Genomic DNA, 17,163 nt, shown 5'->3' on the forward strand with positions numbered 1-17,163 from the left:
TTATCGTGCGGGCGTGTTCGTCGCGGCGCTCAATCGAAGCTCGAAGCTGGCGCCGCGCGGCTCATTCGGCCGCACGTGCAGGATGCCGCCGTGTGCATCGACGATCGAGCGGCAGATCGACAATCCCATGCCCATGCCGGTCGCCTTGGTCGTATAGAACGGCTCGAAAAGCTGTTCCACGTTCGCCGGATCGATGCCGCGCCCCGTGTCGCTCACCGCGATCAGCACATCGTTGCCGACGCAGCGCGACAGGATGCGCAACGCGCGCGGGCCATCGGATGTTTCCGTCATCGCTTCGACGGCGTTCATCATCAGATTCATGATGACCTGCTGCAACTGCACGCGATCACCTTCCACCTGCGGCAAGCTGGCATCGAGCGCGACGTGAATCTCGACGTGATGCTTCACCGCCTCGCCACGGACCAGCGCGACGACTTCCTGCACCGCATCGTTGACGAGCAGACGTTCGTGCCGGGCGGGCGTCTTCTTGACGAGTTCGCGGATACGGCGAATCACATCGTTCGCGCGCGTGCCATTGTTCACCACGCGCTCCAGCGCCGCCTGCACTTCCGCGCGATTCGGCGGCGTCGCATCGAGCCAGTGAATGGCGGCCTGTGCATTGAACACCGCCGACGCTACCGGCTGCCGAATCTCATGACTGATCGATGCAGTCAATTGCCCGAGCGTGGCAATGCGGTTGGCATGCGCGAGTTCGCGTTCGATCTCGTGAAAACGCCGGTCGCTTTCGCGCGCCACGGCCTCGGCCCGTTTGCGATCCGTGAGATCGACCACGAACGCCACCAGTTGTTCGCTCGCCGTGCCGAACAGCGCCGCGCCGAGCAGCACCGGCACGCGGCTGCCGTCCGCGCGAATGTACTCTTTCTCGATCGGCTTGAGCGCGCCATTCCTGCGCAACTCCGCGATGGCGCGCACGTCCTGTTCGTGCCACTCATCCGGCGTGATCCGCATGCAGTCGATACGCCCGGCGTCGAGATCGTCGCGCGTGTAATCGATGATGCGCAAAAACGCGTCGTTCGCTTCGTAGATGGGTCCGCGCAAATCCCAGATGAACACGCCGACGATATTGGCATCGACCAACCGGCGAATGCGCGCTTCACGTTCGGCCAGATCGCGATAAAGATGCGATATTTCCAGCGCCGTGGCCGCTTGCGAGGCCAGCAGCTTGAGCACCGCGACGCGGCTCGCATTGAACACGTGCGAGACCAGATTGTTTTCCAGATACAGCAGCGCGATGGGCTTACCGCGATGCACCAGCGGCATGCACGCGACCGAACGCACGCCGCGCCCTGCAAAATAGGGGTCGGCGGAGAAGTCGTGCTGCCGCGAGGCATCGTCGATGATGATGTTCGCGCGCATCCTGAACGCGTACTGCACGACCGAAACCGGAACGCGCGCGGAACGCAGCGGCGCGCGATCCAGATCGACCGAGATGACGCCCGCCACCGTCGCGGCTTCCGCCTCGATTCGCAGGCCGGCATCGTCGCGCAGGATCAGCAGACCGCGTTCCGCGCCCGCGTGCGAGATGGCCGTGCGCATGACGGTATGAATGAGATTGTCGAGCATGATCTCGCTCGAAATGGTTTGCGAAAGCCGGATCACCGTCACCAGATCGAGATGCTCGACCGGCGTTTCGATCGCATTCGCGGCGCGCTGCTCTGCCGCGGGCCGCGAGAATTGCACGGAGGCTTCGTCGATCTGCCGGACCTTGCCGCGCGCACCCCATCGCATGAAGGCATCGCGGGCGTTGCGCAGATACATGTCGGCGATTTCGGTGAGACCGCGCCGCGCGAAAAAACGCGAGGCGGCCTGACAGGCAATCGCTTCGTTATGCACGAAACCGTTCGCGCGCGACGAGCGGATCGCAAGATCGTAAAGCCGCTCCGCTTCCGCGATATCGCCATTCAAGCGCGCCATCTCGGCACCCACCAGCGCCGCGCGATTCTCGAAGTTCTGCGGACAATGACGCGCCCATGTATCCAGTTGACGCCGATGCACGGCCAGCGCCTCGGCATGCATCACGCCTTCGGCCGGCGCGGCATCGTTCCAGCACGCGGCATGACTCAACGCGCCGTAGAAATGGAACTCGGCCGTTTCGAACTGCGACGTGCCGACCCATAACAAACGCTCGGCATGCCGCTTCGCTTCGAGCGCTTCGCTGAAGGCATCGGCGATATAGCGCGCCTGCAACTTGCGCGTCCAGTAATCGAATGCGGGCAGCGCGAGCGTGGGCGAAGCGGAGAAATGCGATACGAACGCAACTTCGTCGAACTGATCGTCGTCGAACGCGCCGAAGCGTTCGGTCATGCCGCACAGCGTGCGAACCAGCCCGCGATACGTGATCAGCATGTCGCTGACGAGACCGAAACGAATGCGCTCCGAAATCGACAGCGCGATATCGATTTCCGCGCGCACGTCGTCGAGCGTGTCGCCCACCGAGATGTGATTCTGAATCAGATCGCAGCACGTATACAGCGTGTAAGTAATGTCGCCACTCTCGCTTGCCAGCTTGAACGCGCGTTGAATCGGCTCGCGCCCTTCCCGCACGTGTCTGGCCCACGGCACCACGATATTGCCGAACGATGTGAACGTGCGCGCCCGATAACGCGTCAGCCCGCGCTGTTCGACCAGCGCAAGCCCTAAGCAGCCGAAACGGTAACCCGCTTCATAGTGATCGAAGAACGGTCCCGTGTAGGTCGCAAGCCAGACATAGGCATAGCACGAGGCATCGCTGTTGCCGTGCGCCAGACTCAGATTGACCATGCGGCACAGCACCAGCGCGCAGAGATTCGGGTCTGTGAAGAAAGCGGGCGTGACGATCTCCGTCAGCACGTCGAGCGTGTCCTGCACATCGGGGTCGGCGAGCAGCGGCAGGTCGATGAGCGCTTCGATCGGGCGGCCATTCAGCAGGCTCTCGATTCGTTCGTACTCCGTGGCGACCGTCGAACGATCCGGATGCGCGGACCATTGCGTGCCGCCACGTTCGAGATAGCGCAGGCAGATTGCCACGCTGCGCTCGCTGCGATCGAGCGTCGTATAAAGCGTGATGCGCAGCCGCGTGACGATGGCGACATGGTGATTCGTCGCGGCACGCCGTTCCAGTTCCGACAGACGCGCCTCGGCTTCCTGCATGCGCGTGCATAGCATTTCGCATTCGGCCAGAAGAAATTCGATCGCGAAGATCAACTTGTAATGGCGATGCCAGTCGTCCTCCGTCAACAACAGCCTGCCCGCCGCAAGATACGCAACCGCCGATGCATACGCCGCCGATTCCTTCGCCCGCCGCGCCGCCGCGAGGTTCAACGCGGCGACCTGTTCGCGCTCCTCGCGCGTGACGATCAGCATGTTCGCGCGATTGAACTGGCCGACGATCTCGAAGATTACTTCCTCGCGCTGTTCGGGCGGCGTTTTCGCCAGCAAGAGCCGCGCAATCTTCAAATGCGTGGCGGCGCGCGCGTCTTGGGGAATGAGCGCGTAGGCCGCTTCCTGCACACGGTCGTGCAAAAAGCGGAACGTGTTGCCCGCACGCAAAATGAACCCTGCCTGCAGCGCGTGCGAGAGTGCATCGCGGATGCGCGCCGCCGGTTGTTCGCAGATCATCTCCAGCAGCGCGAGCCGCGCCGTATTGCCGACGCATGCGAAATGCTCCAGCACCGCGCGGCTATCAACGGGCAGCCGGCACAGCTTCGCGATCATCAGTTCGACTACGTTCTGCGTATAGCCTTTCGCGTTGATGCGTTCGAGATCCCACATCCATTGCCCGCTGACATGATCGAAAACGAGCAGGCCTTCATCGCTCAGCGAAGCCAGAAACTGATGCACGAAAAAAGGATTGCCGCCCGTCTTCTGATGCAGCATGCGCGCGAGCGGCACGGCCTTCGCCGCCGTGCAATGCAACGCATCGGTGACGAGTTCTTCCAGATGCATGCCGCCGAGCGGCGCGAGCGTGATGTCCATCACCGCGACATCCGACGCACGCACGTTCGTCAGCGTTCGCCTCAAAGGATGCCCGTCGTCGATCTCGTTGTCACGGTAAGCGCCCACCACGAGCAGATGCGGGACATCGCCCTGAGTGAGCAGATCTTCCAAAAAATCGAGCGTGGCGAGATCGAGCCATTGAAGATCGTCGATGAACAAGGCAAGCGGATGCTCCGCGCGCGCGAACACCCCGATGAAACGCCGCAACACGCGATGAAAACGCCGCTGCGCATCCTGCGTGGGCAACACGGGAACCGGTGGCTGTTCGCCGATCACCGTCACGAGTTCGGGCACGAGATCGACGATCAGCAAACCGTTCGGTCCGAGCGCATCGCGCAACGCGGCGCGCCAGGCATCCAGTTCGTTCTCGCTCTTGCCCAGCAAAAGACGCACGCCCGTCTGAAACGCCTTCGCGAGCGTGGCGTACGGAATGCCACGGTTGATCTGATCGAACTTGCCCGCGAGAAACAGTCCGCGCCGCGCCAGCAGCGCCTTGTGCAGTTCGTTCACCACCGCCGACTTGCCGACACCCGAATAGCCGGACACGAGCACCAGTTCCGCGCGCCCGCTTTCCGCCACGCGATCGAACGCTTCCAGCAAGGCGCCGAGTTCGGCACGACGGCCGTAGAGCTTTTCCGGCAGCAGCAGCGTGTCCGGAAGATCGAACTGTCCGAGCGCGAATTCCGCGATGCGCCCATGCGCGTCCCAGCGCGCGAGGCACTGGCGCAGATCGTGCGCGACGCCGCCCGCCGTCTGGTAACGCTCCTCCGCCATCTTGGCGAGCAGCTTCATCACGATTCCCGAGACCGTGGCCGGGACCTTCGCCACGCGCTCGGCCGGCGCGGGCGGTTGCCGTGCGATATGGCTGTGCATCAGTTCCATCGGGTCGGTGGCGTCGAACGGCAACGCGCCCGTCAGCATGCGATAGAACGCCACGCCGAGGGCGTAGAGATCGCTGCGTGAATCGACCGAACGGTTCATGCGCCCCGTCTGCTCGGGCGCCATGTAAGCCAGCGTGCCCGCGATGAATTCCGGCGCGTCCGCCGCCTGCCTTTCCTGCCTGAGCGACGACGCAATGCCGAATCCGGTGATGCGCACCGCACCGCTCGTCCGGTTCACCAGAATATGCGTCGAATTGATGTCGCGATGCACCAGCCCCTGCGCATGCACCCGCCCCAGCGCGGACGCGATATTCACCGCGAGCCTGAGAAACGCTCCGGTATCGAAGGGCGTAGGCAAGCAATCGAGCGGCTCGCCTTCCCAGTCTTCGAGCACGAGCAGCGTGCGGCCCTGTTCGCGCAAGAGATCCAGCGGCCGCAAGGTAGAAGTGCAGATCAACTTGTGCGCAAGCGAATGTTCGTGCGCGAGACGCTCGATGACATCGTCGCGCGGATGCGCCTGCGCGGGCGTGACGATCAGCACTGGCACGGCGGCATCGTCGCCGATGCGGCGCCGGCCCCGATAAACGAGGTACGCGCCGTCCTCCCATGCAGCCTGAAGGGGTTCGACGACCGTGGCTCCGGCACGGGAGATCGACGGCGTCATGTGAATGCCTCCCGGGCGAAGGCCTGAGAGAAGTTATTTCGCGGCCACGCGCGCCCGCTCATTTCCCGGTGCAGGCGGCGTCATTCCTCGCGCCGGATGCACACCACGCATGCCCGTGAGAATGCCCTTCGAATCCCATGCCGAACGAGGACGGCGCGCCATCCATGTCGTTCAGCAGCTTCTTGGCCGTGCGCTGCGTGAGCGCCGAGAAGCCGAGCAATTCCTGCACGAGCGCGTCGGTTGCGCTTTCCAGATCGCTGTCCACGACGAACTCTGTCGCCAAGCCCCACTCATACGCCTGCGCGCCGCGAATGTAGCGCGAGCGCATGACGATATCCTTCGCCCGGCCGATCCCCACGGTCCTGAGCAGACGCGCCGCACCGTTGCCCTGTCCCAGCTTCTGGGCCGGCAGCGCATACAGCGTGGTTTCGGTGGCGATGCGAAAGTCGCACGCCAGCGACAACTCGAAGCCCGCGCCGAAGCAATAGCCCCGGCTCGCCGCGATGACCAGCTTGCTGCATCGCGATGGCGCGTTCAGATGCCACGCCAGCCGCGCCGCCTGTTGCGCAGACACCTCCGGCGCGCCGGTCTCATCGCCGTTGCAAAAGTGTTCGCCCTCGGCGCGCAAGACGACCACACGTACCGCCGGATCGTGATCCAGCGCGTCGAACACGCGTGAAAGCTGCTCGCGTTGCAGCATCGAGATTGCATTGAACGCCGGCCGGTCGAGCACGATATCCACGCGGGATGCGTGGTCGTCGTGCTCGACCCGGAAGCCGTCGAGATTTGACAGATCATCCCGTGTCGGAGGCGCTAACCTGACCATGATCGTGTTCCTTTGGGAGCGGAGGGAGTGCAGGCGGAGGCATCGCGTGCCGCGAACATGGGTTCGGTTCATGCGAAGCCATCCGAGACGCTCTCTCAATTATGCACACCGTGGAAGCGATTCCAGATTAACTGAGGTTAAGTTTGGTAAAGCGCGGGCGGGAAATCCGCGAGGCGACGGTCCTCGCGCGTCAGGCAAGGACCGCGCTCGTCTTGATTGCATTGAATCGCTTACTTGGTCAGCGCCTCGATGAGCGCCTTGGCGAGCGGGTGATCCGAACTCGGATTCTGTCCCGTGATGAGTTCGCGGTCGCGCGTGACGTGCGGGTCGAACGGCTTCTTGTTGCTCGTCAGCACGCCGCCCGCCGCCTTGAGCGCCTCCACGGGGTAGAACTTCATCTTGCCGTGCAGCAGATGTTCTTCCGCGTACTTTTCTTCGTCGTCGGAAAATATCGTCATTTCGTAGCCCGCATAAGGCCAGCCGCCGTTCGACGATTTCGCCGACGCCATGTCGTCCTTTTCCAGCGCGGCGCGGAATGCCTTCATCTCCGGCACCGCCGAAATTAGCGTGATGGGACCGTGACACAACAACGCCGTCGGCTTGCCCGCTTCGTGGAAGTGACGAAGAATCGCGCCCGCATCTTCGTTCTGGGATAAATCCACCACCGGCGCATGGCCGCCCGGAACGAAGACCGCGGCGAACCGGTCCAGGCCGCCTTCGACCAGACTGTGCAAGGTGACGGGGGTTTTCATCGCCGGATAAGTGTCGAAAAATTCGACGGCCTTTTTGAACGCCGACTCGCTGCCGCCGAAGTGCGAGGCATCCTGCGACTGCGGATCGAGCACCGGGCGCCCGCCCGTGGGCGTGGCGAGCACGAGATCGAAGCCCGCATCGACCAGCGCCATGGACGGCACGATCATCTCATTCAGATACACGCCGATGGCCGCGCTCTTGCCATCGCGCAATTGCAGCGTGTCCGCGACGGACGCCATCACCAGAACCGTACCTTTGCTCATAGTGCCTCCGTGCCCCGTGTCGAGGCGTGAGTAGGGAAAGCCGCAAGAATTCAGGAAAGCCGCATGACCATGAGCCGCATTTCGGTCATGTCCTCGATTGCGTAGCGCACACCTTCGCGTCCGATGCCCGAGTCCTTCACGCCGCCATACGGCATGTTGTCCACGCGAAACGACGATACATCGTTGATGACCACGCCGCCCACATCGAGCGCGTCCCACGCCTGATGCGCGTGCGCGAGCGAATCCGTGAAAATGCCCGCCTGCAGGCCGAAATCGCTGTCGTTGACGATCGCGAGCGCCTTCGTGAAATCGTCGAACTTCTCCAGGATCGCGATAGGCCCGAACGCCTCCTTGCGATACAGATCGGTTTCGCGCCCGACGTTTTCGAGCAGCGTGGCCTCGAACATCGCGCCGTCCACGCGGCCACCCGCGACGATCTTCGCGCCCGCCTGCACGGCGCTGTCCATCCATCCCGACAGCCGCTTCGATTCGGATTCCGAGATCATCGGTCCGACGAATGTCTTCTCGTCCTTGGGATCGCCCATCGGCAGCGATCTGGTCTTGGCGATGAGCTTTTCACGAAGCGCGTCGTACACGGACGCATGCACCAGAATACGCTGCACGCCGATGCAACTCTGCCCCGACTGATAGAACGCGCCGAACGCGATGCGCTCGGTCACGTAGTCGAGCTTGTCCGCCTGATCGCCATCGACGATCACGGCCGCGTTGCCGCCGAGTTCCAGCACGACCTTTTTCTTACCCGCGCGCGCCTTCAAATCCCAGCCGACGACCGGTGATCCGGTGAAGGACAACAGCTTGAAACGCTCGTCCGTGGTGAACAGATCCGCGCCGTCCCGATGCGCGGGCAGCACCGAAAACGCGCCCTTGGGCAGATCCGTTTCCGCCAGCACATCGCCGATGATGAGCGCGCCGACCGGCGTGCGGCTCGCCGGCTTGAGCACGAACGGCACACCCGCCGCCAGCGCAGGCGCTACCTTGTGCGCGGTGAGATTGAGCGGAAAGTTGAACGGCGAGATGAACGAACACGGCCCGATCGGCACGCGCTTCACATAGCCGTGATAACCCTTCGCGCGCGGGGAAATCTCCAGATTCAAAATCTCCCCGCCGATGCGCACCGACTCCTCCGCCGCCACCTTGAACGTGTCGATCAGGCGCGTGACTTCGCCGCGCGCGTCCTTGATCGGCTTGCCTGCCTCGATGCACAGCGCCATCGCCAGTTCGTCGAAACGCTCGCGAAAGCGCTTCACGCAATGTTCGAGCACGTCCTGACGTTGATACGGCGTGAGCGCGGTCATGGCGGGCATGGCCTTCACGGCAAAACCGATCGCCTGATCGATCGCGGCGGCATCGGCCAATGCCACGCGCGTGGCGATTTCACCGCTGAATTTATCGGTGACGGCCAGGTCCGTGTTCGCGTGAACGGCCTCGTTCGCCAGATAGTAGGGATAGCTCTTTTGCAACATGTCGGTTTCTCTCCTGAAATGCGTATCGAAGCGTAAGCGGACGGTCATGCGCCGTCTTTTCGTAAAGCCTGCATTTATCCGAAAGCCACGCATGCCCTTTATCGTGGCGTCAGCGTGATCGTGCAGGTCATGCCCATCGCCAGATGAATGTTCTTCGGCACGCCATCCAGATGAATGCGCACCGGCACGCGCTGCGCGAGCCGCACCCAGGTGAAAATAGGATCGACGTTCGCAAGCAGTTCGCCGGAGCCGGTCGGATTGTCGCGATCCACGATCCCACTCGCGATGCTGTCCACATGCCCGCCGAGATCGATATCGCCGCCGAGCAGCCGCACATGCGCGCGGTCGCCGACGTGCACGCCCTGCACTTTCGTCTCCTCGAAATAGCCGTACACCCAGAACGAATTCGCATCGATCATCGCCATGCGCGCGATGCCCGCGCTCGCGAAATCGCCCGGCCAGAGATTGAGGTTGGTGATCCAGCCATCGGTCGGTGCGCGCACTTCGCTGCGCGTGCTGTCCAGACGCGCCGTTTCCTGACGCACCAGCGCGGCCTTGAGGCTCGCCTGCGCGGCGAGATAGCCGGCCTGCGCGGCATCGGTTGCGGATTGAGACTGGCGCGCCTGCCACGCGAAATCCGAACGCAGTTCCTCGGACACCACATCGCCCGAGAGCTTTTCGCGGCGCGATGCCTGATCGCGGCGCATCTTCGCTTCGAAGCGGCTGGCGCGCATCAGCGAATCGGCCTGCGCCAGTTGCGCCTGCGCCCGGGCGACATCGGCATCGGCCTGATCGACGGCATAGCGAAAACGGTCGGGATCGAGCACGTAGAGCACGTCGCCCCGGCGCACCCACTGGTTGTCCTTCACGCGCACCTCCTTGACGAGCCCCGATACATCGGTCGCGAGATTGATGACGTTCGCGCGCACGCGGCCATCGCGCGTCCACGGCGAATACATGTAGCGCAACCAGATGAGATGCATGAGCGCGATGGCCACCAACAGCGCCACCAGCGTCACGGTGATCCGAATGACAAACTGCTTGTTCATCTGCGCCCCGCTGGCTCGAAATAGTCCTTTTTCACAGGCCCGCCTCACGCGCGATATACGGCGAGCGATGCGCCGCAGAACAGCGCGACGAACAACGCCGCCCTGAACAATCCGGGATGCCACGCGAAGCGGTACACATCGATCCGCGCCAGCAACAGATCGATGAACACGAATGCGGCCACGCTCGCCGCCAGCACGAGCAGCAGCGCGGGCGCGAAGAATCCGAACAGGTCGATCTCAACGGGCGGCATGGTCATCCCCGGAGGTCAGGTTCGCGGGCAGCGGGTTCACGTCCGCGCCGCCGCCGAGATCGCGCATCAGCAGCACCCAGGTATCGGCACGCTGCGCACGAAGGACGGCGAGTTCGCTCTCCTGTTGCAACATGACCTTCTGCGCCACCAGCACATCCAGATATTCGGTGATGCCGCCGCGATAGCCGCGATTGGCCAGCTCATACGCACGCTGCGCCGATGCCAGCGCCGCCTGCACGGACTGCTGGCGCGTTTGCAAGGACTGCGCCAGCGTGACGGCCTGCGCGACGTCCTGCATGGCCGTCAGCACGGCGGCGTTGTAGCCGAGCACGGCGTCGTCGTATTCGGCCATGGCGACGCCGTAATTGCCGCGCCGCCGTCCTGCGTCGAAGATCGGCAACGATCCGGCGATGCCCACGCTGTGGCCCGCTGCATCGCTATTGACGAAGTTGAAGAAGCCGCCGAACGGTGTCAGCGACGCCAGCGAAGCGCTCGCCACGAGATTGATGTTCGGATAGAAATCGGCATGCGCCGCGCCGACCTTTTTCGCCGCCGCCGCCGCGCGCCAGCGTTGCGCGACGACATCCGCGCGATGCCCGACCAGTTCCGCCGGCAACGACGATGGCAGCGCAATGCTCACATCCACCGGCAGCGAAGGCCGGCTCAACGTATCGCCGAAACCCGGCCCTTCGCCCACGAGCGTGGCGATCTGCAGGCGCGCCACCGCTATCTCGTACTGCGCGCGGGAGATGTCCGTGAGTCCCGCTTCGTATTGCGTCTTCGCCTGGCTCGCGTCGATATCCCCGCTGATGCCCGCTCGGCGGCGCGCCGTCGTGATCTCCAGATTGCGCCGCTCCTCCGCGTTGATGGACGTGAAAATATCCAGCAGCATGGTTTGCAGCGCCAGTTGCGCGTAGGTGCGCGCAACCCCGGTGGCAAGTTCGACGCGGGCGAACTGGGCATCGGCGGCGGCGGCCTGCACGTTGTCGAGCGCGCCTTCGGTCAGCGCGCGGTTCTTGCCCCAGAGATCGAGATCGAAGGAAAGCGAGAGCGCCGCCGAGTTGTCCCAGACGGTGGTCCCGCCTGGCGGCGATGGCGTCGCGTAGCGCGGAAATCGGCTGCGCGCGAATGCGCCGCTGCCGTCGACCTGCGGCAGTTCGTCGGCGTGCAAGGCGCGGGCGCGCCAGATCGCCGCCGTCACGCGCGAGCGCACGATCGCAAGCGTTGGACTGCCGGCCAGCGCATGCGCGATCAGGCCGTCGAGTTGCGGATCGCGCCATGCGCGCCACCATTCGCCTGCGGGCCACGCGGCATCGTGCGCGGTCTGTCGCAACGCCGCGCCGGCATCGAGCATCGCGGGATCGACGGCCGACGCTTCCGGGTCGATCCCCTTTCCGCTGATGCAACCCGCCAGCAGCAAAGCCGCCGCCCAAGTCGCGAGCCGCGATGCACACGCGCTCATGACATCGCCACTTCGGCTTGGGATGCGGCCGGCAGACGGTCGCTCAACGCGGCACGCAGCGAATAGAGTTGTGCGCGAAGCTGGAACAGTGCGCGTGAATCGGCCGGCTTGGCGGCCTTCAGCACGTTCAGACAGCGGCCGGTGGCCCCTGCCGCGTGCGCGACAGAATGTGCTTCGGACGAACGGGCGACGGATTCCATCGCATGCAGCCATTCGCGTTCGATGTCGCGCCATGCGGGCGGCAACGCGGCTGCGTACTCCGCGCTGAGTTTTCTGATCTGAAGCAGCGCGCTGGCAATCCAGAACTGGCCGAACGCCCATGTCGTCGTGCGGTCGCGTTCTTCCTTCGACACGCCCGGCACCGTCACGATTCGCACGATCGAATCGCGGATGGCGCGGCCGATCTGCACGGAGAGATCGGCATCGGTTTCGCCGCTTGCGGCATCCATCGAAAGATCGCGGATGCGCGCCTTCAATTTGCGGATGAGCCATTCGCCCTCGCGCGGCAACAGCAGCGAGAACGCGCACGCCGACGCCGCAATGCCCGTGAGCAAGGCGAAACTTCGGTCGAGCAGATACGGCGGGTCATAGACCGCGACGTTCCCCGGCGTCAGCACATAGCAAAAATAGATATTGAAGATCGCGCCCAGTCCGACGTACTGCGCAAAGGAATTCACATAGCTGCCCGCGAAGATCACGCCCGCAATGACGAGCGCGAATAACGCGACATCGCCCAGCACCGGCATCAGCATGAAATTGACGCAGAAGCCGACGATCCCCGCGAACAGACAGCCGATGAACGCCTGCCAGCTCGACATGGCGGGCGTTGGACTCAGCGAGAAAAAGCCGCTCGTGATGCCTGCGGCGACGACGGCGGCCGAGCCGTTCGTCCAGCCCGACGCGATCCAGAATGCACCGACGAGCGCGACCGCCAGCGTCGCCCGCAGCCCCGACACCAGCGCGGTGATGCCGCTCGAACGGATCGGCACGCTGCGCATGAAGCGAATGGTCTGCACGATCGGTTGTGTGAACGGAACCGCTGGCGGGTCGAGCATGAGCCTGCATGCGCCGCAGAACTCGAGCATGGAAGACGCGGCGGAATAGACTTCCGCGCCGGTCATCTGCACCAGTTCGGCATGCGTGCCGCTGTCTTCTTCCGCGCGGACCTGCGCTTCCACGAATTCGGGCAAAGCGGCTTCGGCTGCATGCAGACGGTCGTAAAGCTCATCGTCCGCTTCCTGTTGCGCCATGGCGGCGAGCCGGCCAAATAGCGCTTCGAGCCTTGCGCGCGTCGCGGCATCGACACCGGCTTGCGCGGCGATCCGGCGCGCACGATAAATTGCATGCACGCGCGCGATCGAATCCAGATACGTGCGCTCCAGTTCGACTAGCGCATCGTTGCGCAGGCGCATCTCCGGTTCCTCGAACACCGCGGCGGTGCGCAGGTCTTCGAGCGCCGCATCGTCACGAACGAGCTTCAGATAGAAGTCGGTGCTGTCGTCGGGCGGCGTATCGAGCGCCGCCGCGCGATACGCCGATAGCAACGACGCAAGCGCATTCGCGCGCCACGTCTGTAGCGCAGGCACGACCTTCTGCGGAAACACCAGCGCGCTGACGAGACTGCCCGCCGCCACGCCGATCACCACTTCGCTGACGGTATAAATGATGTTGTCGGTGATGTCGTACGGGTTCGCCCACTCCGGAACGGCAGTGATGCACGCCGCATAACCCGACAGCACGAATCCGTAGGACTGGAAGTTCTTGTAGTACGACGATCCTGCGACGCAAAACCCCACCCACAGCGCCAGTCCCGCGAGAAAGAACAGCGGCGCCTGCGCGAACAGAGCGATGAGCGCGAAGCCCGCGAGCGCGCCACAGCAAATGCCGATGGTGCGATAGAACGCGCGCGCGATGGTCATGCCGCTCTGCTGAGCGATGGTGACGATCACGGCGGACACCATCGACGTGCCCGGCGAACGCAGCTCCAGCCGCATGCAGATCAGCATGGCGAGCACGACCGCCAGCGCGGACTTCGCTGCATGCCGCACGCGCGGACGCTCGTCGTTGCGATAGACGATCAGTTCTTGCCGCAGGTCCTGCAGGAAGGTGAGCATGTCTGTGGACCCCGACCGGTTGGCCTCGACCCGTCGCCATCGCGGGCCGTCGCGGCTCATATTACTTCGGGGTCCCATGCAGCTTCTTTTCATAACGCACGGCGGCTTGCGGATGTGCATCGCGCGTGAAAACGCGTGTCTTCAAAAAACGTTCGATTCGAAAAGACCCTCGCTTTTCATGGACCTAGACTCCGGGCACATCCTGCCTTCTCGTGTCCATCTTCAAGGAGAGTCGCAATGATTTCACGCAAGAACCGTATCGTCGCCGTGTTCGTGGTTGGCCTGTTGTCCGGCGTGGCGACAGCGTCCTACGCGCAGACCGACAGCACCGCGCCGTCGGCCAGGAAAGTGGCGAGAAAGCAGAACCATCAGCTCGAAATCAAGGTACGCCACGCGCTGACGTCCGTGAAACATCTGGATTCGTCGGGCATCGTGATCGTCGCGCGCGGCGGCGATGTCACGCTCGACGGCGATGCCCCCGATGACGGGCAAATCCAGCTTGCCGCCGCCACCACGTCCAAGGTTTCGGGCGTGACGGATGTCGCCAACAATCTGCGTGTCCGCGAAGCCGGTCATTGATACGAGTGAGCGAATCGTGAAACGAATCTTCATGGCTGTCATCGCGGTATGCGCCGTCTCGCCCGCCTTCGCGAGCGGCTACGGGCCCGCGCCTTTTTATCGGCCCGACACGGGTTCGCCAGCCTCGCAGGACGGGCCGAGCTGGCATGCGCTCGCAGTCGAACGCGCCGAGCGGCGGGAAGCGGAAGCGCGCGATGTCGGCGGCGTGGGCGCGACGGATACGGCGTCCGGTTATCGCGCGTCATCGTGGTCCGACCGCTCGACTTTCCTGCATCACTGATGCGGTTTTTCGACCGCGCGTGATTGCGCTCCTCTGCGGCAGCCGTGGACTTTGTTTATCATCGTTCCACGACCGCTCGAACATGACTGGTCTGATATAAGCGCGGCGCGCCGATGCCATTGCGAAGTCCGGTGCGCCGCTCCGTTCGTTCAGCTACCGGGGATTGGCGCGATATGCCGGGCGATCACAGCACGCTTGCAGCGCAGGTCGATGCCGTGATGCGCGTCACGCTGGCGACGAGCGGCGCGACGCACGCGCAGTTGACGCGTGTGCTCGACGGCGCGCTCGTCCCGTGCGCGCACGCATACGGCGTTCGGGAAATCGTGGTGACGACGAGTGCGGCCATCGAACAGGAAGCGCTGGTTCTTGCCGTCGCGCGTCACGGGCGGCCTGTCACGATCCATGCATCGCGCGATAGTGCCCGGCTGCCTGCGTCGTCCGATATGCCGCTGCATTCGCCGCGTTCGGCATACTGCTTCCCGCTCCTTTACGACCAACGCCCGATTGCCGTGTTTTATCTGAAGCACGACGCGCTGGACAAGGCTTTTTCGCGCAGCACGCGCGCACGGCTCGACGCGATCGCGCCGCAGATGGCCCACTTACTGGCGCACGCGAACTTGAATAGTCCGCAGCCCGATATCGCGGAATGCCAGCGCGCCCATGCAGACCGGATCACGGCCATTGGGGAACTGGTCGCGTCCATCATCCATGAACTGAGTCAGCCGCTCAGTGCGATCGATGCATCATCGGGCGCAGCCTTGCGATGGCTCGAACGAGATAGGCCGAATCTCGACGAAGCCATCGTCAGTCTGGAAAGCGTGCAAAGCTGCGCGGTGCGCGTGAAGGCGATCATCGAACGGCTGCGCACGCTCAACCGGCAGGCGAATATTCCGTTCGAACACTTCGATGTTCACGCTGCCATCCGCGAAGTCGTGCAGCGCTCGCATCCGTGCATCGACCGGTTCGGTGCGGCGGTCACCTTCGCCGGCATGACCAACGGCCATCCGATCCTCGGCAATCGCGCGCAGATTCAACAGGTGGTGGAGAACCTCATCGCCAATGCGCTCGAAGCGATGAACGATATAAACGGGCGCGCGCGCATCATCGATATCACCTCCCGTCCCGACGACGACGCCGTGACCATCTCCATCGCGGATTCCGGTCCCGGCGTGACGGCCGCCTGCCGCGACGAACTGTTCCGCCCGTTCTTCACCACCAAGCCGCAAGGAATGGGCATGGGATTGTCGATTTGCAAGCGAATCGTGGAGGCGCACGGCGGCACCATATGGACCGAAAACGTCAGCCCGAACGGCGCGCGATTTTCATTCGATCTGGGACACGCACGCGATTAAACCGGCCCGACCGATTCATCGACCGGCATTCCGAGCAACCGCGCCTTGCCGCGCCATTCGGCGACCGTACCGACGCCCAGCCGCTTCATGCCCTCGCCGCGATATACGCGCACGGTGATTTCGCTCACGCCGAGTTCGTCCGCGATCTGGCGCGCGGCCATGCCGCTGGCGCAACGGTTCATGACCTGTTTCTGGCGCGGCGTGAGTTCGAGCCAGCGCTCCTGAAGATCCTGCAGCGCGGAGGTATCCGCCAGACGTTCGCGGTCCTTGTTGACGGCTTCCGCCACGGCATCGAGCAAATCCTGATCGCGCAGCGGCTTGGTGAGAAAGTCCACCGCGCCCGCCTTCATGGCTTTCACCGTCATGACGATATCGCCATACCCGCTGATGAATATGACCGGATGCCAGATGCCCCGGCGCGCGAGTTCCTTTTGCACCATGAGGCCGCTCAAGCCCCGCAGACGGACATCGAGAACGATGCACGCCGGACCCGCCGCGTTGCCGCTCTGAAGCGCTTCGATCAGCGCTTCGCCGTGGGAGAACATGCTGGCATTCAAACCCGCTGAACCCAACAGTTGACGCAACGATTCACGCACGTGTTCGTCGTCGTCCACGACGAACACTGTCGGAACCGCGGTCCTGTGTAGTCCAGACTGATTGGCGTCCACCGTTTCGTCCTGTGAAGGGTGCGTCTCTACTATAGCCGCCTATGATTTTTGTCGCCATTTCAATGCCCTTATGTGTTTTACGGCCTGCAATCGTTGAAATTACGTACGAACAATTCATCGCTTGCGGTGTTCGAGACTGGCGGCGAGCGCTTTCAGTCCGTCTTCGTAAATGCCTTTGAAAAGGCGGCTCGCGTCGTCGTCGCTGACGCCGTCGGGCGTGAAGCTGCCGCACCATTCCACATGACTCGAATCGCCCGCGCCTTCCACGCTCAGCGTGGAGACGTAGCCGGTCACGGGAAACGGCGCCTTCAGGATCGCGTAGCTGTAGGTGCGCGCGGCTTCGTCGAAATGAATCAGACGCTCGACAATGGTCTCGCCCTCGGGATTGCTCAGATGGCGCACGCGGCCACCCTCGGTCAGTTCACTTTTCGGGATATACGGCAGCCAGTCAGGCAAGGAGCCGAAGCCGCCGATCAGTGTCCACACCTGATCGGGCGGCAACGGAATATCGATACTGGCGGATGCTTCGGCCACGGCGTCC

13 protein-coding genes are annotated in these 17,163 nt (G+C 63.5%); 3 read left to right on the forward strand and 10 right to left on the reverse strand.

The genetic code is table 11. The features are described from left to right. The 8 genes from ACZCWR_RS34595 to ACZCWR_RS34630 form a co-directional block, all read right to left on the reverse strand. Entirely contained in the window at positions 1-5,541 is a 5,541-nt protein-coding gene (locus ACZCWR_RS34595) for a trifunctional serine/threonine-protein kinase/ATP-binding protein/sensor histidine kinase (protein ID WP_487307042.1), read from the reverse strand. Between the two features lie 58 nt (positions 5,542-5,599). Beyond that, positions 5,600-6,367 carry an enoyl-CoA hydratase/isomerase family protein gene (locus tag ACZCWR_RS34600; protein ID WP_487307043.1) on the reverse strand — a complete coding sequence of 256 codons (768 nt, stop codon included), beginning with the start codon at positions 6,365-6,367 and terminating at the stop codon, positions 5,600-5,602. Positions 6,368-6,597: 230 nt separating this feature from the next. Then, positions 6,598-7,383: a type 1 glutamine amidotransferase domain-containing protein gene (locus tag ACZCWR_RS34605; protein WP_487307044.1), complete on the reverse strand. Its 786-nt coding sequence runs from the start codon at positions 7,381-7,383 to the stop codon at positions 6,598-6,600. Positions 7,384-7,433: 50 nt separating this feature from the next. Continuing rightward, the gene (locus ACZCWR_RS34610; protein ID WP_487307098.1) at positions 7,434-8,867 is read right to left on the reverse strand and encodes an aldehyde dehydrogenase family protein; all 1,434 of its coding nucleotides are present in this window, start codon (positions 8,865-8,867) and stop codon (positions 7,434-7,436) included. Between the two features lie 98 nt (positions 8,868-8,965). After that, complete coding sequence (locus tag ACZCWR_RS34615; protein ID WP_487307045.1) at positions 8,966-9,916, reverse strand: HlyD family secretion protein; 951 nt, start codon at positions 9,914-9,916, stop codon at positions 8,966-8,968. Positions 9,917-9,960: 44 nt separating this feature from the next. After that, on the reverse strand, positions 9,961-10,167 hold the full coding sequence (locus tag ACZCWR_RS34620; RefSeq protein WP_487307046.1) for a DUF1656 domain-containing protein: 207 nt from the start codon (positions 10,165-10,167) through the stop codon (positions 9,961-9,963). Next, a complete protein-coding gene (locus ACZCWR_RS34625) occupies positions 10,154-11,629 on the reverse strand; it encodes an efflux transporter outer membrane subunit (protein ID WP_487307047.1) in 1,476 nt (491 codons plus the stop codon). The genes ACZCWR_RS34620 and ACZCWR_RS34625 overlap by 14 nt, the downstream gene beginning before the upstream one ends. Beyond that, the gene (locus ACZCWR_RS34630; RefSeq protein ID WP_487307048.1) at positions 11,626-13,743 is read right to left on the reverse strand and encodes an FUSC family protein; all 2,118 of its coding nucleotides are present in this window, start codon (positions 13,741-13,743) and stop codon (positions 11,626-11,628) included. The genes ACZCWR_RS34625 and ACZCWR_RS34630 overlap by 4 nt, the downstream gene beginning before the upstream one ends. A gap of 237 nt (positions 13,744-13,980) precedes the next feature. Between ACZCWR_RS34630 and ACZCWR_RS34635 the strand changes: the two genes are divergently transcribed. From ACZCWR_RS34635 to ACZCWR_RS34645, 3 genes are all read left to right on the forward strand, one after another. Continuing rightward, positions 13,981-14,322: a BON domain-containing protein gene (locus ACZCWR_RS34635; protein WP_487307049.1), complete on the forward strand. Its 342-nt coding sequence runs from the start codon at positions 13,981-13,983 to the stop codon at positions 14,320-14,322. A gap of 16 nt (positions 14,323-14,338) precedes the next feature. Further along, positions 14,339-14,602, forward strand: a complete 264-nt coding sequence (locus ACZCWR_RS34640; protein WP_487307050.1) for a hypothetical protein — start codon at positions 14,339-14,341, stop codon at positions 14,600-14,602. 173 nt (positions 14,603-14,775) lie between these two features. Then, positions 14,776-15,954 carry an ATP-binding protein gene (locus ACZCWR_RS34645; RefSeq protein ID WP_487307051.1) on the forward strand — a complete coding sequence of 393 codons (1,179 nt, stop codon included), beginning with the start codon at positions 14,776-14,778 and terminating at the stop codon, positions 15,952-15,954. Here ACZCWR_RS34645 and ACZCWR_RS34650 read toward each other — a convergent pair. Both ACZCWR_RS34650 and ACZCWR_RS34655 read right to left on the reverse strand, forming a co-directional pair. Next, a complete protein-coding gene (locus ACZCWR_RS34650) occupies positions 15,951-16,568 on the reverse strand; it encodes a response regulator transcription factor (protein ID WP_487307052.1) in 618 nt (205 codons plus the stop codon). The genes ACZCWR_RS34645 and ACZCWR_RS34650 overlap by 4 nt on opposite strands. Positions 16,569-16,736: 168 nt before the next feature. Then, on the reverse strand, positions 16,737-17,156 hold the full coding sequence (locus ACZCWR_RS34655; protein WP_487307053.1) for an SRPBCC family protein: 420 nt from the start codon (positions 17,154-17,156) through the stop codon (positions 16,737-16,739). Between the last annotated feature and the right edge of the window lie 7 nt (positions 17,157-17,163).

The sequence above is a fragment of the Caballeronia sp. A2-2 genome, assembly GCF_057612605.2.